This is a genomic window from Roseibium sp. HPY-6, assembly GCF_040530035.1.
Lineage (GTDB): Bacteria > Pseudomonadota > Alphaproteobacteria > Rhizobiales > Stappiaceae > Roseibium.
This window is the reverse complement of sequence record NZ_JBEWCD010000002.1, coordinates 2,057,834-2,077,364: the sequence shown is the minus strand read 5'-3', so window position 1 is coordinate 2,077,364 and position 19,531 is coordinate 2,057,834. Positions and strand designations below refer to the sequence as shown.

Here is a 19,531-nt window from a genome sequence, read left to right as displayed (position 1 = left end):
TCTCATTCAAATTACAAATGCTCGGATTTTCATTTTCTCGATATGCTCAATAGCCTCAGCTGTGCCGCGTCTTGCAACTATATCTCCGACGACCGCGGCTTCCCGGTCGACAATTTCGCCAAACGCGTCTTTGATCTCTTGTCTTAGGTCCTCGATCTTTTGATTAAATGCCTCTGACACCCTGTCCGGTGCGCAAATTCCCGACTGTTCTCGCCAAAAATCAAAATGGTCATCATCATCGCCAGCACATCTAAGGTCTTGTATATCGCCCCTCCGAAATACTTGATGTTCTAGAAAGCCGTGCAATTCTCGGGGTGTCCGCGCAATTATTTCCCGGAAAGTCCGGTTTTGTGGGGAAAAATTTAGGTTCCGCTCGTCTCTTTTTAGTTGCTTTAACAACTGGGAGATTGGTCTGTTGTTCACTTGGCCTCCTTTCAGGTTCTTGCAGTGAATGGTTCGTGCCTCGAAATCTAAGTCTGGGAACACTTCTGGAAAACAAGCTGACTCCAAGCACCGCAAAGAGGATCGATAGCCAGTTCGCTCGAGATTTCCGCTTTCTCCTCAACCGCAAAAACATAGAAAGACGCCAACGATCGAGGCAGCCGCGTCTTCTTTCACGCAGTCTAGAAGTTCGTTTGCGAGCGTTTTCCATTTCTCTATGATGGCAGGAAAAATGACCGGCGGAACTGCGGGCCAAACAATTTGAGTGGTCGGGATCTACGACTGATCAAATTTCAACAACTCGAAAGAAATCCAAAGGTCCTCAGGCGGCTGCGAGCACTTCACCAGAAGGCTTTCATCTGAAAGAAGATCTGATCTTCGGAGCCGCCGTCGCTTGACCTGAAAGGCATCGGGAGGGGCGTATGACAAGGTGGAAAGCGGAGCGAGCCTTGTAATGTGACCAGCCAGGTGCCAGGTCAAGAAGCGACGAAGCGGCCGGAGTTCTGATCTTTGGTGAGCCGGAGCACCCCTTTTTCGAAACCTTACGTCCGGAACGACATCGTCGTTTCCGGATCGATCTCACACTTGAGTTTTTCCTCGTAGTCGCGTTTCCGGATGCGCTCGCTCGCCTCTTCCGCAAGTCGTTCGATCGGCAGACGCATATTGATGGGATCCTCTTTCACCATCCGGCGGATTTCACCGATCAATTTCAGTTCGCGCATCGCCTCAAATTTCGAGTCCTTGGACAGCCCTTCGATCTCCTTCCTAGAGTGATGGTCTTTCCAGCGTCGCTCGGCACTCTCAAGCTTCACCTGTGCGACGTCGCGGCGGTCCTTCAGCGACATCTTCCGACTTGACGCCTTTACGGCGATCGACCGTAAACGGTCCATTTCTCGTTTCCAGCGGCGGTAGGCGAAGGGCCGGAGCGCCCAGTTCGGCCTCCGCTCCTTCAAGGATCTGAAGGCCTCCCAGGAGTTGGAGGATTTCATCCAGGCCTTGCTGTAACGGCGTTGGAGTTCGACTTTCTTCTGCCGGGCCCCCAGGAGCCATTTGGGCTCCGGCGCATGGCCATCGACGATCGCCTTTGCTGCGGCGAAGCGCACGGCGAGCTGACGATCAAGCTTTTCTTCCGCCCCCCTGAAGACGTCGCGGAGCTTCGCCATGAAGCCGCGTGTCTCGATCCTCGAGAGGCGGATGGCGGCCGCCTTGTTCCGGATGAAACGGCGAGTGGCATACGCTTGGGCGCGCTGCTCGGCACGCTCGCGAATTCGCTGGACCTCGCCAGAGGACAAGCCCTTCCGGAGCCGGCTGGACGCTACTGCGTTCCGTGTTCGCTTCTGTCCGGCCGAAGCTTTCGACCCTGGCGCAGAGCGATCACGTGCGCCGTGTTGTCCTCGATCGCCGTCGTCAAGTGCCGCTGCCCCAGCACGATTTGTTCGAGTAGTTCTTTGATCTCCTCGATCGGATCCGACGCCTCGTCCCCTTCCAGGCTCTCCAACAGATCCAGGAGCGGCTTCAGCTCGTCCACGCTCCGGCCGACCTGCTGCGTCTCCTCGAGGACTTCCATTGCGATATTCCGTTTCTGCGGGGTCTGGGGCCTGTCCGACATCCAGATCTCCTTTCGTTGATTCAAACTTCGAATCCCATGAGCGATCACCCTCGGGACTTCCGGAACGATGCTCTACGGCCTTCCTAGAGCGTCCGATTTTCGACAATTCGGCCAAAACGGGCAGATCGAGACCCTCGAGCCTCGATCGGACGTCGGCGGCCGAGATCTTGTCGACGCCCGTTTTCTTGGCCTCCCGGGCAAGCAACCGAGCAAGGGACTCGGCAGCCCCTTCGCGCACGACGACAGTCGTCTTCTCACCCTTGGCGATCCAGATCCCGGCATCGGCGAGCGCCGCCCGGAAGGCGGTGCCGCTGTCGGCGGCCCGCCATGCGGCCAGGATGTTGGCGTCCATCGAGCGGGCGGGCACACCAGTGCGCTCCGCAATGTGGCGCTCGGTCGGTGTCACCGCGTCCGGACGCGGCTTCTTGGCCAAGCCCGCGGCAACCATGGCGTCGGCGATATCGTGGCGTCCGTCTTTCCGGAGGGCCGCTTCGACAGACTTGTTGTGCTTGCCGGCGATCATCGGCAACCCGAACTCGACCTCGATGATGCGAGAGATTTTCTCCCTGCGAGCACGCTCCCAGGAGAGGTCAGCGGACTTCCCGTCCGGCCCGACGATCGTGTAGACGCGGTGCTCATGAAGACGCCCGTTTTTCTGATGCCGGACTGCGAACGACGGGGCGTCGGTCAGACCGAACTCCTGTTCGTAGAGCTCGCGATGCCTGGCGAAAAGTTCGGGTGTCTCCGCACCGTGGGGCGGATCTACGTGGACGTGATGGATCGGTTTTCTGGTCCGTCCGTGCGCGGAGATCGCCTCCAGCTCGCGCATCGCGTCGAGCGGATCGTCAGCGACGAGACCGCGATACGGCAGGATGGTCACGTCTTGGCCGGCCTTGCGACTGAGCAAGTGCCTGACCAGGGCGGGGCCGCCGCATCCTCTAGTGCCGCCGGACAGCATCACGCACCATCAGGGCTGCATCGACCAGGCTCGGCTGGATCGACCGGAGATCGGCGAGCACGCGCTCCCCTTCCGCATGGAGGCCAGCCGCTCCGAACTCCCGGAAAGCGACCTGGAGCTGCACCACGGCTCCGTTCAGTCTGGCGACCGAAGCCGTCAGCCTGCTGATCCCCTCAAGATCCGCGGGCGGTACGACAGCCCGTGACGTCGGGGCGGCGAGGTCGGGATCGACACCAAGATTTTTGACGGCAAGATCACGGAGCCAGGCAGCGTCCGACAGTCCGGCCTGTTCGGCCGCGCGACGTACACTCCTGGCGAGCTCGGGCGCCATACGCACGAGCACTTGGGCCGTTTTCGGCCGTATCTCGCTGCCTCGTTGACCCGGCATGACGTCTCCGCATTCGGCGATCCAGAAGGATCGTGGGGTGGGTTCACGGGAGGGGTTTACCCTCCCTGACCAGCTGATCGATGAAGCGCCGGAGGGCGCGGATATCGGTCACGGCTGGCTGCCCTCACAAAGGGCGTATTCATAAGGATGCCGCGGCATCCGGCAGAGACAAAATCTGTCGGTTTCGCCGGCGGCTTTAACGACGACACATCCTTCCAAACACAGGTATTCCGGGTATTGATCAGCCCCAGATGTCAATCACGGGCGCAATCCGGGCGTTGGCATCAGATTTCTTAATGCCCAGAGCTTCCTCCACTGCCTTGATGATGTCGTCTCCCTCCCCAAGATGGAACACAGGAACCTTTTCAGGGGGCGGATCGGGTGGAATTTCACGAGTTGAAGTTCCGTGGTCTGGGACAGTTACGCTACTTTTGTGAACTCTAAGGTTCCGCCGCTCCGCGTCGGCCGCCAGGAGCGCTTCTGTGCGATCTTCAAGAGCTTCAGGAGCGAAGGCGACGACGTTTGAGGCCTTTCCGGCCTGCTCCCATTCCTGGGCGATCAGGAGGGCAGTTTCAGGCGCTGGAGCGCCCTTCTTGTCCCACTGCTCTTTCCAGTAAGCTTGCTCGTGTCGGATCTCTTGAAGTCGATCTAGCGACGACTGGGAGACCGGTCGGGGATTGTAATTGTGGATCAACAAAACCGGCTCCGCCCATGGCGTCGCACTGTGCTGCGGCAGCGTGACGCCCAGAAAAATATTCTCGGCCTCGCCGATGAATTCCTTCTTCGTATCGTCACGTTTTTCATTCGCCTCGGATCGCTCCGAAGCGTCTTGATCGATCGTCGAGGCAACGTCACCATCGTCGGAATGATCAAGTCGCGTCGATTTCTGAGCGATCACAAGCTCGGAAACATCGCCGGCATGACGGCGGACAACCTTCAGATTTTCTTTGCGGAGCTGTTTGTACCAGGTCTTGAAAGGTCCAAGCGGGGCCATTTGGCGGAGCTTCGTCAGCTCATTGAATAGCCACCTGGCTTCAGCGGCATCGATCGGCTTGTCGCCTTCGAGGAGGTCTGAGGGCTTGCAAACATATTTCACGATCTCACGGATGTCCCGGATCGGTCCGTTATCGCTCCAATGCGATCCGAATCTTTTACTCATCCAAGCGAGGAATTCCGCCCATTTTTCAGCGGACATTTTCGTCCTGGGCCGATAGAGGAAATTCTGATGCGGATGATAAAGAACGAGATCCGGCCGCGTTTCAGCGAGCTTTTTCATTGTTCCGGAAGCGGCGTGCCGCTCGGCCGCCGTGGCGCGTGTGAACTCACCGCCCCGGAACAAAAATTCAACATCGAATTTCTTCTTTGCGAGATTTGCGATCCTTGAGATCTTTCGGCTCATCTTCTGCATTGCTGCCCGCAATGCATCTTTTTCCATGGCTTCGACCAGCTCGCCTCCGGTCACCACGCCATACCGGACATGGGCCGGAGCTTCGTGGATTTCTTCCAGATAATATTCGAGTGCATTCAGCATCGGCCGGCGATCGCGCGCGGCGATTTCAGGCAGGAACATTGTCGGCCTGAAGGCTACATGATCGGTCCTGACGTCCGTGACAGACGTCAAGAACGTCATCATCGTATCCAGGCGGGATTTCTCACCGGCCTCTTCGAGAAGCTTTGCCAGGGCCTCTGTCTGCTGACGCAGCACCCTTTTCGTCTTCTGCCTCTCTGCCCACTGGCCGGGTTTCATCGCCCAGCCCACGTTCTGATGGCTTATCTGGTCGTGGGAATAGCGACGGTTCGGGTCGGCTGGATTCGGTTTGGCCGAGCTCGGCCTAGCAACAATTCGGCCGGCAGAATTTGCTGTAAGCAAATTCGAAGTTAGTTGTCTGTTCGGCAGTTGTTTTGCTGCTGAACTGGTGCGAACTGACGAAGAACCCAGACCAGATCTAGGTTTGTCAATATTTTTGACTGAGGGGGTAGATTTCGACGTCGGCTTGGAACTGGCGTATCCAAGCCCGGATCTCAATCGCCAACCTGGCGTCGGTTGACTGGCATATCCAGAAGTTCGATCATAAAACCCGCTCTGATTGATACCCCCGGTGAGCGGTTCCAGCCGCGATTGAGCCGGGGGTTATCTTTCAAGCGTGTCTATCGGCTGAGATTAGGTCAAATCGCCGGCGAAATTTCCTTCATCGTCAAGCCGACCATTTTGAGATGTAGCGTTTCATTTTAACGCGCTGAGCTGATTGAGGTGTGAAGATTGATTTATCGGCACGGTCACAATTTGCCGAAAATCCAGCACTGGAAATCACTCTGAAGTTTGACTTAAGCTGCCTCACTAGGGGGCCAGCCCCCTATGGCGCACTTCGCTTGCCTACCCCCGGGATATTTTTAGAACAACCGGAAGTCCTTGTGTCTCTTCGGCCGGCGTGACAGCATCATATTACGGCACAGGCGGGGACGCCGATGACCGTGAACAATACGGAAGCCCGTCGCACTGCGACGGGTTTTTCCCATCTGTACTGACGCAAGAAAGCTTGCTGATAGAGGGACTCGGGTCACTAGCACGTTTCTACTTGAGAGCCTTTCCACATCAAAACGTAATCAAGCCTCTCGAGCGAGAATAGCAAGCAATGCGGTTCTGCCTCTCTGAAGTAAAGCGGGAATGTCAGACGATTTGATCGCTTCCCATGCCAAGGAATGCGCTATCTCGCGAAAAAAACTTGTGACGTCGGCCCAAGGACCGGGCTTGTGATGCTGACGGTCGAGTAGTGTAACGTGGATCAGTTTCGCATCAGAGACAGCTCGCTTCTGGGTAAGCTGCTCTAAGGCGTCTGTAAGCCATTGAGCACGAACACGCATTTGGGTTTCCAGACTCTTTTTGCTCGGCTTTTTAGCTTGGGCGTCTTCGATCAGATTGAGGAATTCCTCGAGACGCTCAACAACCAACGGAAGAAGTTCTTCTCTCGCTTGGTTCGCCATAGAACGAAGGTCATCGATAGCGGATTTCCCGCTAGAACTGACGTTTTTTTGTGCGACCGACCCATCGGTTTCCAAGTTTATTGACCTGCGATGTCGCGTAATGATTTCGCTGACGTCTGACACTCGAAGTTGCTGACCGTTCGCGAGACATTGCCGAACATCCTCAAATGCCGGATCCGGTGCTGTAGCAAGACGTACGAGCGCTGTTTGCGGCAGAGCTAGACCAAGTTCTTCCAAAAACAATGGTTCTTCACGGAACCTGAGATAAACATTTATGGCGTCACGTGCCGATTGCTCCGATAGCCCCGTTTCTGTCTGCAACCACGGTATCCAGGCGCCATGCGGAAGTTTCATCCGACAATTCGCCAAGCGTTTCCCGACTTCCATGAAAGAGATCGCAGCCCTCATTAGGCCCTTGCGAATTTCCCGGGCATCGGCTTGCAGCTGTTTCCCAAGCTCCTCTGGAATAGGATCGTAATTGAAACTAACAGCACCCTCGCCTGCGTTCTTTTTGGTGTGCGAGATTTTTCTCATGAGGTGTCACCCGAAATCAAAAACTACACGCCATTTACGCGAATAAGGTTCTCAAATCCCCAATGATTGGGGATTTGCACCCGCCAACCACTTGGTCCCTTTTTGGCGCACAGAACCCAAGACCAGTAGAGAACGGTTTTCTTGCTCAGAGCTAGAACGTTGAAACACACGCCCGGCAGTCGCGCGTGTACAGCACTCTGGCTTACTCGGATAGGAAGCAAAAAGGGATGCGGATCTTTGAAGCACTTGGTAACAAGGTGATACTTGATAGGGAATCGCATTCAAGCCAAGTACGAGGCGCCTCTGTGGCTACATCGGAAAATCAGATAGAGCTCGAGTTGATCGAGAAGCTGAAAGATTTAAAGTACATTTATCGCGAGGACATTCGCGATCGTTTTTCGCTCGAAGACAACTTCCGAAAGCACTTTCAAGACTTGAATCGGGTGAATTTGACCGATGGTGAGTTCGATCGACTACTCGAAGAGATCGTTACACCAGACGTGTACAACGCTGCTCGAACGCTTAGAGAAAAGAATACGTTCGAACGGGATGACGGAACGCCGCTGGACTACACCTTGGTGAACACAAAGGATTGGTGCAAAAATACTTTTGAAGTAACCAACCAGCTCCGCATCAACACAGACAATAGCCATCACCGATATGATGCGGTTCTTCTGATTAATGGCGTGCCCGTTGTTCAGGTTGAACTCAAGACGCTCACGATTAGTCCCCGCCGGGCCATGCAGCAGATCGTCGACTATAAAAACGATCCCGGAAATTCTTATAGCAAGACGCTTTTGTGCTTCCTGCAAATGTTCATTGTCAGCAACCGCAACGACACTTGGTATTTTGCGAACAACAATAGCCGCCACTTCAGCTTCAATGCAGATGAGCGATTTCTGCCGCTTTACCAATTTGCGAGCGAAGACAACAAGAAGATTACTCACCTGGAGACGTTCGCCGAGAAATTCCTGGCTAAATGCACTCTTGGCCAGATGATCAGTCGCTATATGGTTCTGGTGGCGAGCGAGCAGAAGCTGATGATGATGCGTCCGTACCAGATCTATGCGGTTAAGGCGATTGTCGACAGCATTCATCAAAACACTGGAAACGGATACATCTGGCACACCACTGGTAGCGGAAAGACTTTGACGTCTTTCAAGGCATCGACGCTATTGAAAGACAATCCTGAAATTGAGAAGTGTTTGTTCGTTGTGGATCGTAAGGATCTCGACCGCCAGACTCGGGAGGAGTTCAATCGCTTTCAGGAAGGCTGCGTGGAGGAAAACACCAATACGGAAACACTCGTTCGCCGCCTGCTTTCGGACGACATTGCGGACAAAGTGATCGTCACGACGATCCAGAAACTCGGGTTGGCTCTCGATGGTACCAACAAGAAGAACTACAAGGAGCGGTTGGAACCACTGAGCGGCAAGCGCATCGTGTTCATTTTCGATGAGTGCCATCGCTCACAGTTCGGCGAAAACCATCGGGCGATCAAGGAGTTCTTCCCCAACGCACAGCTTTTCGGCTTCACCGGAACACCTATCTTCGAAGACAACGCATCGTACCAGCAAATTGAGGGTGAGCAGGCGTCATATGTCACCACCGACGACATCTTCCAGCAACAACTGCACGCCTACACGATCACGCACGCCATTGAAGACCGGAATGTCTTGCGGTTCCACGTCGACTATTTCAAACCAGAAGGGAAAGGCGCGAAGGCCGCTGGTGACACATTTCAGAAGCGTAAGGTGGTTGAAACCATCCTTGATAAACACGACGCGGTGACTGCGAACCGCCGCTTCAATTCCGTTCTGGCGACCGCCTCGATCAACGACGCCATCGAGTACCATGGCTTATTCAACTCGATTCAAGCAGAGCGCAAAGCCGCCGATCCCGATTTCGTGCCATTGAACGTTGCGGCCGTGTTCTCGCCACCCGCCGAAGGCAGCAAGGATGTTAGGCAACTCCAGGAAGATCTGCCTCAAGAAAAGGCGGACAACGCCGTCGAGCCGAACAAAAAGAAGGATGCGTTGAAGGGCATCATCGCGGATTACAACGGACGCTTTGGGACAAATCACAGCATCAACGAGTTCGACCTGTATTATCAGGACGTCCAGAAGCGGATCAAAGACCAGCAGTTTCCGAACCAGGACCTTCCCCACAAAGAAAAAATAGACGTCACGATTGTCGTCGACATGCTGCTTACGGGTTTCGATTCCAAGTACCTGAATACCCTCTACGTCGACAAGAACCTCAAGCACCACGGACTGATCCAGGCGTTTTCCCGCACCAACCGAGTGCTGAACGATACCAAGCCCTATGGCAACATCCTTGACTTCCGACAGCAGCAGACCGCGGTCAATGATGCCATCACATTGTTTTCCGGTGAGTCCAGCAAGCCGCCCAAGGAGATCTGGCTAGCCGACACGGCACCCGTCGCCATCGACAAGCTGAAGACGGCTGTGAAGACCCTCGACGACTTCATGCAGTCGCAAGGCCTGTCCTGTGCGCCGGAAGAAGTCGCCAATCTCAAGGGAGACGCGGCGCGCAGCCAGTTCATCAACCTTTTCAAGGAAGTCCAACGCATAAACACGCAGCTGGACCAATACACCGATCTGTCGGCCGAAGACAAAGCGGCCATCGGAGACCTCATGCCCAAAGAACAGCTTCAGGGGTTCCGCGGCGTATATTTAGACACGGCTCAGCGGCTGAAAAGCCAGCAGGATAAAGGGCCGGAAAAGACCAGCGAGGACGTAGATCAACTCGACTTCGAATTCGTGCTCTTTGCCTCGGCGGTGATCGACTACGACTACATCATGAGCCTGATTGCCGATTACTCGCAGCAGCAGCCGGGCAAGCTGAATATGACACGCGCGCAGTTGATTGGATTGATCCAATCAGACGCAAAGTTCCTCGACGATCGCGAAGAGATTGCCGCCTACATCGACACGCTTACCGTTGGTGAGGGCCTCAGCGAAAAAGCTATCCGCGACGGGTTCGAGAACTTCAAGGCCAACAAGAATGCCGTGGCGCTTTCGGCTATAGCGAAAAAGCACGAGTTGGACGTCGCGGAATTGCAAACGTTTGTCGAGGACATCCTGCGGCGGATGATCTTTGAAGGTGAGATACTAAGCGACCTTTTAGCTCCGCTAGACTTGGGATGGAAGGCGCGAACCCAAAAAGAGCTGGCCTTGATGGAAGATCTTATCCCGTTGCTTCAAAAACGCGCTCACGGGCGTGAGATTTCGGGCCTCGGGGCGTATGAACAATAAGGCAGAAGGTGAAATGAGCCAGACAAATCAGTCCAGTCTTTTGCCAAAACTCAGATTTCCGGAGTTTTCGGAACAAGGAAGCTGGGTGGTTAAACCGTTAGGCGATCTCGCAGCATTAGTCACGAACAGAATCGGTGATCGTGAAGCAACTCTCTTAAGTGTCACCAGTGGAGTTGGCTTGGTGTCGCAAGAAGAAAAGTTTGGCCGCGAAATCGCAGGTGCCGCGCGCAGCAATTACTTTTCCATAAAAGTCAATGACTTTGCATACAACAAAAGTGCAACGAAGGAGTTTCCACAAGGCCAGATAGCTTTGAATACAGACTATGACAACGCAGCGGTTCCAAACAGTATTTTTACATGTTTTCGCGCTGATGAGTTGTTTGTCCTGCCGGATTTTCTAAAACATTTATTCTCGCGTAACCATCATGGCCTGTGGCTTCAGAACTTTCTCACAGTAGGTGCGCGGGCCCATGGTTCGCTACAAATCAATAACGATGATTTGTTTGCTATGCCAATTCCGCTACCGGACGGTCCAAGAGCGCTTGATGAACAAAAGGCTGTTGCCTCGGGATTAAACACTCTCGATAAACTAATCGACGCTGAGCTCGAAAAACTCAGCGTACTTCGGCAGCAGAAGCAAGGTCTTTTGCAACAGCTCTTTCCCGACGATGGCCAGGGTCTGCCAAAATTGCGCTTTGCAAAGTTCGCCGAAGCCGCTTCATGGCGAGAGACCACTCTTTCTCAAGTAATTAGCCTGCTTTCAGGTGCACACCTCTCACCTGATGCGTATTCAGAAATTGGAGCCGTACCTTATTTTACGGGGCCGTCAGATTTTACCAATGATGTCGGCCTAGTAACGAAATGGACAGACAAAACCACAAAAGTGGCAGAAAACAGAGACGTCCTAATAACTGTCAAGGGAAGTGGGGTGGGTGAACTTTGGTACCTTTCATTGCCGGAAGTCGCGTTGGGCCGTCAGCTGATGGCGGTGCGTGCGCAATCATGTGAAGATCTGTTTCTATATTATTTTCTACAGACCAAGCGCTCTGATTTTGTGGCAATGGCTTCAGGGAATTTGATTCCAGGCCTGTCACGTGAAGACGTTTTGAGCTTGAAGATATTTCTGCCTGAGCCCGACGAGCAAAGGCAGATTTCTGATTGCTTAGCATCGCTCGATGACGCCCTGAGCCAGCAAGAACTCCGTACTTCAATACTCAAAAAACATAAACTTGGCCTACTGCAACAGCTTTTCCCCACGCTCGAAGAGGTGACGGGATGAGCAACAAACCAAAGCTTTACGAGTACAAATCCACCGACAAGCTCGTCACTCGCATACGGGATGATCTAAACGATCACAGTTTTGTGCTACTTTTTGCCTATAACGGCACGGGCAAAACCCGTCTATCGATGGCGTTCAAGGACGTGGCCAAGAAAAAGGGTAAGCGCGACACGCTCTATTTCAATGCCTTCACCGAAGACTTGTTCGTGTGGGACAATGATCTGGATGGTGACGAAAATCGCTACTTGAACATCAATAATGCTTCTGCCTTCTTCGAAGATTTTCAGTCACTCGACTTGGAAGAACGGATTTTCAGCTTTCTTGAACGCTATGCCAGCTTCAACTTCCGGATCGATTATGAAAACTGGCGTGTGATCTTCTACCGTGATGCGACTGAGAACATCAAAGTCTCGCGCGGCGAGCAAAACATTTTTGTCTGGTGCGTTTACCTAGCGATTTGCCAACTCGTCCTTGACGATCACGAGGCCTACAAATGGGTTGAGCACATCTATGTTGATGACCCAATTTCCTCCCTCGATGACAACAACGCGATTGCCGTCGCCAGTGACCTCGCGCAGCTTCTGAAATCTGGGCGCGAGCGCGCCAAAGCTGTGATCTCAACGCATCATGGCCTGTTCTTCAACGTCATGTGGAACGAGTTCAAAAAGACCAAGCACAAGGCCTATTTCTACCACCGCCCTCAGGGTGCCGAGTTGCATACCCTACGTAGTACTGATGAGACCCCGTTCTTTCACCATGTCGCTATGCTAAGCGAGTTGCAGATAGCCGTAGAGAGCGACCAGCTTTATACGCACCATTTCAACATGATGCGCAGCATCCTCGAAAAGACCGCTACCTTTTTTGGCTACAAGGATTTCTCCGCCTGTATCCGCGGTATCGAAGATGAAGCCCTATACAGCCGGGCGCTTAACTTGCTCAGCCACGGCAAGTACTCGATCTACGAGCCACGAGAGATGGTCGGCGACAACAAAGACCTATTCAAAGACATATTCAAGCTGTTCCTCGATCGCTATCGTTTCGAGTTGCCAGACATGATCAAACAAAAAGAGCAAACGCAATGACTGACCAAGAACAGCAAGAACTGGGTAAAACCCTCTGGAACATTGCTAATACGCTACGTGGGGCGATGAACGCAGATGACTTCCGCGACTACATGCTGTCCTTTCTATTCCTTCGCTATTTGTCCGACAACTATCAGGCTGCCGCGCAACGGGAGCTTGGCCGCGATTATCCTGAGCTGGAAGAAGACGACCGCCGTACACCGCTGGCCGCTTGGTACGAAAAAAACGAAGAAGACGTCAACGCCTTCGAGGCGCAGATGCGTCGCAAAACGCACTATGTCATCAAGCCGGAGCACCTTTGGACCAGCATCGCCGAATTGGCGCGGGTGGGAGATAATGACCTGCTCAGTACGCTGAAGGCGGGTTTCAAATTCATCGAGAACGAATCCTTCTCCAGCACATTCCACGGTCTGTTTTCCGAGATAAATTTGGATTCGGAAAAGCTCGGCAAAGGTTACACAGAACGCAACACAAAGCTTTGCAGTATCATCAAGGAAATCGCTAAGGGGCTTGTTGGCTTCTCGACGGATAACGACACGTTGGGCGACGCTTATGAATATCTGATCGGTGAATTCGCTGCCGGTTCCGGGAAAAAAGCTGGCGAGTTCTATACCCCGCAGCATGTATCCAGCATCCTGTCGCAGATCGTAGCCCTTGACAGCCAGGATCCTGCGCTAGGCAAGAAAGATCATATCGACAATGTATTCGATTTTGCATGTGGTTCTGGCTCTCTGTTGCTGAACGTGCGGAATCAGCTCGGGCCGCGAGGCATTGGCAAGATCTACGGCCAGGAACGTAACATTACCACCTACAACTTGGCCCGAATGAACATGCTCTTGCATGGCGTCAAGGACACCGAGTTCGAGATTTTCCACGGCGACACCCTGACCAACGAATGGGACATGCTCCGCGAACTAAATCCGGCCAAGATGCCGCGCTTTGATGCCGTGGTCGCAAATCCACCTTTCAGCTATCGCTGGGATCCTTCGGAAGCACTTGGTGAAGACGCCAGATATAAGAACTACGGTCTTGCCCCAAAGTCAGCGGCGGATTTCGCGTTTCTGCTGCATGGCTTCCACTATCTGAAAGACGAAGGCACGATGGCAATCATCCTGCCGCACGGTGTCTTGTTCCGGGGTGGGGCTGAGGAAAGGATCAGAACCAAGCTCTTGAAGGATGGCCACATCGACACCGTCATCGGTCTACCTGCAAATCTTTTTTTCTCGACAGGCATTCCTGTATGCATCCTCGTTCTGAAGAAGTGCAAGAAATTCGACGACGTCTTGTTTATCAACGCAACGGGACCAGACCGCTTCAAGAAGGGAAAACGTCAGAACCAGCTGACCACGGACCATATTCGGGACATCGTCGAAACGTATCAGTTCCGCAAAGAGAAAGACCGCTATTCGCGACGGGTCGAAATGGACGAGATTGAGGAAAAAGGCTTCAATCTCAACATCGCCAGATACGTCAGCATTGCCGAGGCCGAGAGACAGATTGATCTCGAAGACACCAATGCCAAACTCGTCCAAATCGAAGAGAAAATCAGCACGGCAAAACAAGCCCATAACGCATGTCTTAGCGAGCTTGGGCTGCCACAATTACCGTGATGGATACTCCGTAACTCCCCTGCTTCAATTGCCAAGTAGACCAACCTAGAGAATTAATTTTATAACAAAACAATCTTGAGTAATCTCAACAAATTAAATAGTCTTTGCGCCGGTTCTGACATCAGATTTTATTTTTAGAGAAAAAAATGCCGCTTTATGAACACGTTTTTCTAGCTCGCCAAGACGTGTCGACCCAAGAGGTCGAAAAGTTGGTCGAACAATACAAGACCATAATAAAGGCTCAAGGCGGCAAAGTCGGAAAAGTTGAGAACTGGGGCCTGCGCACGCTAGCGTATAGAATCAAAAAAAATCGCAAAGCCCACTATACTCTAATGAACCTAGACGCACCTCACTCTGCGGTAGCAGAGATGGAGCGGCAGATGGGTTTAAATGAAGACGTCCTCCGCTTTATGACATTTCGGGTTGAGGAGCTTGACGACGAGCCCTCCCCAATGATGCAAAAGCGCGACCGAGACGAGCGTCGAGTTGGCGACCGTGGAGATCGGGGAGAACGACGCGCAAAAAGTGTTAACCAATCTAAGGTAGAATCTGATAGTGGTACTAGCGTAGATCCAAATAAACCATGGCCGAGGCCTAAGTGATGGACAATCTCAAAGACCAAGTTGCTATCATTTACGATGAATTTAGAACAAGCGAACTGAACAAAGAATATTATTCGCAAAGAATTTCAAAAACACGTAAACGAATCCGTAGCATCGACATTTTTTTGGCCCTGTTTGCCGCCGGATCTGGTGTAGCGGGTTTCGGTCTGTGGAACTATTCGTTCCTTGGTGTCCAAGTTGGCCAAATTGTTTTCGGTTTCTTAGCAGGAATGGCCTTGATGCTTGGCGTCGCAAAGCCGTATTTAAAACTTGAAGATGACCTAGAGCGTCTCTCGTCCATCCAAGGCACATATGCCAGCATCGCCCATATCCTGAAAGATATTGTAAACAAAATAAAATCAACAAAAAAAATAGAACAGTCCGACCAAAAGGTTTTCTCTGCGCTCCGACAAATTAGAGGCGGCTTAGAACCTAAAGAAGACAAACCGGCGGACTCAGTGCTTGTAGATCAAACGCAAGACGTGATCAACGCGAGATACCCACCGAGCGAATTTTGGTGGCCTGAGAAATAAGAGAACTACTGGTACAGCTCTCCAATCTTTCATTCCAGTTCGAGGTAGGGTGACAGATCAAGCCCTTCAGGAAGCGGAAGAGCCGATATCAATTCGACGTCCATATTCCTGAGCTTCTTGGCACCATAACCGCGCGCGACGGTCTTTGTGACGTGTCCCGTCTGCATATCGTGCGTGTGTTCAGGCACGTTGCCATCACGGAAAATGTCTTTGGCGGAATGTCGGGTCGAATGAAACGTGACTTCATAGGGCTTGTGGATTCCTGCTTTCTTCAGCCGACGGTTCAATCTCTTCGATGCGGCGTCCGCCGGATGTTCGACTAATTCTTTCCCCACTCCATGTGCGTGTGGAAATAGCCATTCCTCATCACGACGCGTTGCGACATAGCGCATGAACCCGACTTCAATGAGCGCGCTGTGGAGCGCAAACAGACGCTTGCTCCCCCGGTTCTTGGTTTTGCGTTCCTCTTCCTCTCCCTCTTCATTTTCCAAGGGCTTCGTCAAGTCCGCCGCCCAGCGACCGGGCGTCACTTCAATTATGTCTTTGCCTTGGAGAAACACCAGTTCGGCGAGACGAGCACCTGTCAGTGTTGCGAGCAATGGCAGCCATTTCAGGTCCGGACGTTTTTCCCGAGCTGCGCTTCGGAACCAAATGTTCAACTCATCAGTGGAAAGGGGTTGTCGTTCAACAGATTCTCGAGCTTCGGTAGAAATGCGCACTGCGACACCAACAAACGGATTTGGAAAATCATGCTGGCCTGCCATATCCCGGAATATGCTCTTGAGCGGGCTCAGGTACTTTTCGGAAATTGTGGTTTCGGTAAATGTTACATGCCTTCGCTTGGGCGGAAGTCCATTGTTGTAGTCAGCGGCCTCTTGCAAAGTTCCATCGCGCATCTCCGGACGCCGACTCCAGTTCGCCGGAACGTGAACCAGTAGGTTGGCGTATTCCTGAAAATCTAGGAATTTGTACTTGTTCAACGGTCGATCACCGCAAAAATCAATGAAATTCCGTATTCGATTGATCTGCCCGTTCACGTTCTTCGCAGCGACATCTTGCTTTAGCTTCGCCTTTTTCCATCTTTCCAAAACTTCGGACAGCAGCGGCTTCGGCGGCCCTCCGCTTAGGGTTTGAGCAAGCAATGATTGCATTTGTTGGATCTGTAGAGCCATTTCTTTTATTGACGATGATGCCGAAGCCGTAGTCGCGCCGTCCTGCTGAGACTTGACCACTTCCTTAGCGGTTTCCGCGAGCGACCTTATCTTTTCACCGACAAGGTTCATGCGCTCGGTCATCGCCTTTTGGTTAGTTAACTCGTCGGTCAGCATTCTTAGCTTAAGCGTCTTGAGCTCAAGCCTGTGCTTTTCTTCCAATTGCGCCTGAATAGTCTCACCGTCCGAAATCGCCGCTAAGAGCATGTCCTGTAGCTCTACAATTATTTGATCACGCGGATCGGTATCTGGACTGTCGGAACGGCTCATAGTTCCCCGCAAACGAGATTTAGAAAACGCGACTTCGACCCGCCCAGCCAAGAGCCTGCTAAGACGTCTAGCCTTGATAGCGGGAATCGGGCCGAGTGAAATCCGAATGGGTGTTTTGCCATAAATGCTTTCAAGATCACAGGGAATCCGGATCTGGAAGCGAAAGCCACTTGAGCGTTGGGTGAGGTACCGCATTAACGAATTCCCGGGTACAAATGTGGGTACAAACCCGCCCAGAAAGACGTCAAATTCAATAAAATCAATAACTTATGAGTGGCGGAGAGGAAGGGATTCGAACCCTCGAGACGGTTGCCCGCCTACTCCCTTAGCAGGGGAGCGCCTTCGACCACTCGGCCACCTCTCCGGCTCATTCCGTTTAGTGCTGTAAACCTTGGGAGGCAAGCGCTTTTTCGTCTGCCAGGAACTTTTTCCACGCTGCCCTGTCCCTCAGAGTTTTGCGGAAACATGCGCAGATCGAAGGACGAATGACCGCATTTCTCGCTCAAAACACGCATAAACATGTCAGTGATTTGTTCTCATCGTGCGGGAAGCCGGTTAGAAACACGGGTCAAAGACGCGACGGTAGCCTGACGCTTCGTCTCCAGGCCGAAAGGCTCCAGGTCAACCCTGGCCTTGACCCTGCAACATGCCCGCAATCGTTCAACTGGCCTGTTCGCTGAGTTGTTCTGACCAGCAGCGGACTATTTTGTCGAGGTCCTGTGGTGATTTCGTCTGGTCCGCGAGGTTGCGGATAACGAAGCTGTGCGTTCTCCCGAGGAGCGTAACGCCCTCGAAGTTTTCCCGCCCTGCCGGAGCCGGTGTGTCCGCACCATCTGTAGCTACTTCCAAGGGGCCAAAACACCATGCTGCAATGCGCCTGCGCAGCTCACGGGTGTGCCCTTCCGGTTCCACCTGAAGCGATGCTTTGGGACAGCTTGCTGCGCCCTCGCTGGCGACGACGAGACAGCAAGTCAAATCGCGCTGGAGTTCGATCGCTCGCGGCTCCAAACATTCGATTTTTGCATCTTCCTATCTGTTGTGGACCGCTTCTTTCAGAAAGAGCGAGACAGAGCTCACTGGAAAGCCGGTTTCTTCAAAGCCAGAGTGCTTGAGCGACAAGGATAACACTCACTCCCGAAAATCTCCGAAACTGCGGATTTGGCGCGCATTTAACGTTTCAAGCTCGCTTGAGCGGTCATTTGTGACGGGCAAAAAACGCTGTTGCTGTTTGTTTTACGCGTCAACAGTTAAAAGCTATCACGTGGAGACAATATTCATGTCTTGGAAAGTATTCGCCAAAAAACACTACTCCAGGATCGAGTGGGTTCAACTGTATCACAACGAGGACTATCCGGGTGTGGTGCTGGTTGTTCTCCAGTCAACTGGCGGTCAGATGCTTAAGCAGATCAGGAAATCGGGTATTCAGATGCAATACTCTGATATCGAGATGAAGTGCGGGGGAGCACTCTCGTTGAATTCAACTTTCGAAGGAATTTTTTATACGCCGCTGAAGGATATTCACGGAATGAACTCGGCTGCGGCTTTGGCTGTCAACAAAGCCGCTCGCGAAAAGAGGCAGGACATCACGTCCGTAACGGCGGCACCTGTCGGCCTCGAAGCGCCGGACTGTTCCTACCAGGCCAGTTTCAACCGGCTCCTGAAGGAGCAGGCGTTCAATGTGCAGGTCGGAAAGGTCAACATGAACCCGTTCAAGGGCGTTGCAGGGTTACAAGACAAGATCAAGAAAATGGTCGAGGCTGAAATGCGTCTTTGTGAGCAAAGCTCATTCTCCAGACCATGATTTCGGCCAGTTCTAAACGGGTAATCCGATACTATCGCCGGCGAGATTGTATCTCACCGGCGAGGGCGTTTTCCCGTGCCGGCCGGTATGGTGTTCACTATTGTGACCTGGCAGCCTTGATGACCCTCCGGGATATGCGCGCCGATCCGGCCGAGGATCTATCTTTCGGCTCGCGGAAGTGCTCTGAAAATTGGAAGTCGACTGCGTTGGAATGGCTAACGCCAGCTGACGTTTTTCCGGCTCTCAGCCAGCCAAAACTGTTGATCCAAAACAACAATGGAGGCTCGTGGGCTCCAATGCGATTTTTCCAAATTACCCCTAAAGTAATGACTGGCTTTCGCTCGAAAAAGCACACAGACGTTTCAATTTTCTGAGATCCGAGCCATCTGGAGAGCGTCACAATATCCCTTTTCTGTGCGAACGTAGTCCCGCATGCGTCCCTCCTCTTCAAAGCCGAGTGATCTATAGAGTTCGATGGCTCTCTCGTTGTCCACCCAGACGATCAAACTGAGGCGTCTGATCCGATAGAAACCGTCGCATAGTCGGATGACTTCTTTGATCAACGTGCGGGCAATACCCTCGCCTTGCCGCTCGCCATGGGTCACGACCATATTGAGCTCGGCTGCATGAGCGGCGCGTGGTATCTGCTGATGTAAAACGAGCTCTGCGAAACCGATAATCTTGCCGCCGTCTTCGGCGACGATCTGAACCATGTTCGGATCTGCCGACAAGCGGTCCTCGGTGTTTTTGAGCCGCATGTAGGGCAACCGCATCGATCCTTGAACAACGTGCGGGCTTGTCAGGATCGCATGAAGTCCCGGCGCATCGGCGGGCTCGGCATGGCGCATCGTGTAGTTCATGAAACCTTCCTCGGGGCGCGGCGGCCGCTCATAGAACGGCCGCTCTTCTTTAAGAATAGGTCCGATCAGTCGCCTCAGACCAGTCCCGCAGTG

14 protein-coding genes and 1 tRNA gene are annotated in these 19,531 nt (G+C 52.9%); 7 read left to right on the top strand and 8 right to left on the bottom strand.

From position 1 onward, the window contains the following. Window positions 1-6: 6 nt before the first annotated feature. From ABVF61_RS20785 to ABVF61_RS20765, 5 genes are all read right to left on the bottom strand, one after another. Window positions 7-423, bottom strand: coding sequence for a hypothetical protein (locus tag ABVF61_RS20785; protein ID WP_353995442.1), 417 nt, complete (start codon window positions 421-423; stop codon window positions 7-9). 560 nt (window positions 424-983) lie between these two features. After that, window positions 984-2,930 (bottom strand): relaxase/mobilization nuclease domain-containing protein, encoded by a 1,947-nt coding sequence (locus ABVF61_RS20780; protein ID WP_353995441.1) that lies wholly within the window; start codon window positions 2,928-2,930, stop codon window positions 984-986. A 58-nt stretch (window positions 2,931-2,988) separates the two neighbouring features. Then, window positions 2,989-3,396 (bottom strand): hypothetical protein, encoded by a 408-nt coding sequence (locus ABVF61_RS20775; protein ID WP_353995440.1) that lies wholly within the window; start codon window positions 3,394-3,396, stop codon window positions 2,989-2,991. Between the two features lie 241 nt (window positions 3,397-3,637). After that, on the bottom strand, window positions 3,638-5,143 hold the full coding sequence (locus ABVF61_RS20770; RefSeq protein ID WP_353995439.1) for a rep family protein: 1,506 nt from the start codon (window positions 5,141-5,143) through the stop codon (window positions 3,638-3,640). A gap of 857 nt (window positions 5,144-6,000) precedes the next feature. Further along, window positions 6,001-6,912, bottom strand: coding sequence for a DUF3102 domain-containing protein (locus ABVF61_RS20765; protein WP_353995438.1), 912 nt, complete (start codon window positions 6,910-6,912; stop codon window positions 6,001-6,003). A 227-nt stretch (window positions 6,913-7,139) separates the two neighbouring features. On the opposite strand from ABVF61_RS20765, the gene ABVF61_RS20760 reads away from it, so the two are divergent. From ABVF61_RS20760 to ABVF61_RS20735, 6 genes are all read left to right on the top strand, one after another. After that, entirely contained in the window at window positions 7,140-10,190 is a 3,051-nt protein-coding gene (locus ABVF61_RS20760) for a type I restriction endonuclease subunit R (protein WP_353995437.1), read from the top strand. A gap of 13 nt (window positions 10,191-10,203) precedes the next feature. Continuing rightward, complete coding sequence (locus tag ABVF61_RS20755) at window positions 10,204-11,469, top strand: restriction endonuclease subunit S (protein WP_353995436.1); 1,266 nt, start codon at window positions 10,204-10,206, stop codon at window positions 11,467-11,469. Beyond that, a complete protein-coding gene (locus ABVF61_RS20750) occupies window positions 11,466-12,551 on the top strand; it encodes an AAA family ATPase (protein WP_353995435.1) in 1,086 nt (361 codons plus the stop codon). Before ABVF61_RS20755 ends, ABVF61_RS20750 begins: the two co-directional genes overlap by 4 nt. After that, the gene (locus tag ABVF61_RS20745) at window positions 12,548-14,161 is read left to right on the top strand and encodes a type I restriction-modification system subunit M (protein WP_353995434.1); all 1,614 of its coding nucleotides are present in this window, start codon (window positions 12,548-12,550) and stop codon (window positions 14,159-14,161) included. Before ABVF61_RS20750 ends, ABVF61_RS20745 begins: the two co-directional genes overlap by 4 nt. Before the next feature lie 146 nt (window positions 14,162-14,307). Further along, window positions 14,308-14,763, top strand: a complete 456-nt coding sequence (gene rpsF / locus ABVF61_RS20740; protein WP_353995433.1) for a 30S ribosomal protein S6 — start codon at window positions 14,308-14,310, stop codon at window positions 14,761-14,763. Next, window positions 14,760-15,296 carry a hypothetical protein gene (locus tag ABVF61_RS20735; protein WP_353995432.1) on the top strand — a complete coding sequence of 179 codons (537 nt, stop codon included), beginning with the start codon at window positions 14,760-14,762 and terminating at the stop codon, window positions 15,294-15,296. The genes rpsF and ABVF61_RS20735 overlap by 4 nt, the downstream gene beginning before the upstream one ends. Window positions 15,297-15,325: 29 nt before the next feature. On the opposite strand, the gene ABVF61_RS20730 is transcribed toward ABVF61_RS20735, so the two are convergent. Together ABVF61_RS20730 and ABVF61_RS20725 are read right to left on the bottom strand one after the other, a co-directional pair. Next, entirely contained in the window at window positions 15,326-16,972 is a 1,647-nt protein-coding gene (locus tag ABVF61_RS20730) for a DUF6538 domain-containing protein (RefSeq protein ID WP_353995431.1), read from the bottom strand. A gap of 79 nt (window positions 16,973-17,051) precedes the next feature. After that, a tRNA-Ser gene (locus ABVF61_RS20725) sits at window positions 17,052-17,141 on the bottom strand. Window positions 17,142-17,702: 561 nt separating this feature from the next. Here ABVF61_RS20725 and ABVF61_RS20720 point away from each other — a divergent pair. Beyond that, window positions 17,703-18,578: a hypothetical protein gene (locus ABVF61_RS20720; RefSeq protein WP_353995430.1), complete on the top strand. Its 876-nt coding sequence runs from the start codon at window positions 17,703-17,705 to the stop codon at window positions 18,576-18,578. 362 nt (window positions 18,579-18,940) lie between these two features. Here ABVF61_RS20720 and ABVF61_RS20715 read toward each other — a convergent pair whose 3' ends face one another. Next, a complete protein-coding gene (locus ABVF61_RS20715; RefSeq protein ID WP_353995429.1) occupies window positions 18,941-19,438 on the bottom strand; it encodes a GNAT family N-acetyltransferase in 498 nt (165 codons plus the stop codon). Between the last annotated feature and the right edge of the window lie 93 nt (window positions 19,439-19,531).

What these genes read in the sequence shown, in the direction of transcription:
- ABVF61_RS20775 (WP_353995440.1), bottom strand. Translation starts at nt 3,396, where the DNA reads ATGCCGGGTCAACGAGGCAGCGAGATACGGCCGAAAACGGCCCAAGTG.
- ABVF61_RS20770 (WP_353995439.1), bottom strand. Translation starts at nt 5,143, where the DNA reads ATGAAACCCGGCCAGTGGGCAGAGAGGCAGAAGACGAAAAGGGTGCTG.
- ABVF61_RS20765 (WP_353995438.1), bottom strand. Translation starts at nt 6,912, where the DNA reads ATGAGAAAAATCTCGCACACCAAAAAGAACGCAGGCGAGGGTGCTGTT.
- ABVF61_RS20760 (WP_353995437.1), top strand. Translation starts at nt 7,140, where the DNA reads ATGCGGATCTTTGAAGCACTTGGTAACAAGGTGATACTTGATAGGGAA.
- ABVF61_RS20755 (WP_353995436.1), top strand. Translation starts at nt 10,204, where the DNA reads ATGAGCCAGACAAATCAGTCCAGTCTTTTGCCAAAACTCAGATTTCCG.
- ABVF61_RS20750 (WP_353995435.1), top strand. Translation starts at nt 11,466, where the DNA reads ATGAGCAACAAACCAAAGCTTTACGAGTACAAATCCACCGACAAGCTC.
- ABVF61_RS20745 (WP_353995434.1), top strand. Translation starts at nt 12,548, where the DNA reads ATGACTGACCAAGAACAGCAAGAACTGGGTAAAACCCTCTGGAACATT.
- rpsF (WP_353995433.1), top strand. Translation starts at nt 14,308, where the DNA reads ATGCCGCTTTATGAACACGTTTTTCTAGCTCGCCAAGACGTGTCGACC.
- ABVF61_RS20730 (WP_353995431.1), bottom strand. Translation starts at nt 16,972, where the DNA reads ATGCGGTACCTCACCCAACGCTCAAGTGGCTTTCGCTTCCAGATCCGG.
- ABVF61_RS20715 (WP_353995429.1), bottom strand. Translation starts at nt 19,438, where the DNA reads ATGAACTACACGATGCGCCATGCCGAGCCCGCCGATGCGCCGGGACTT.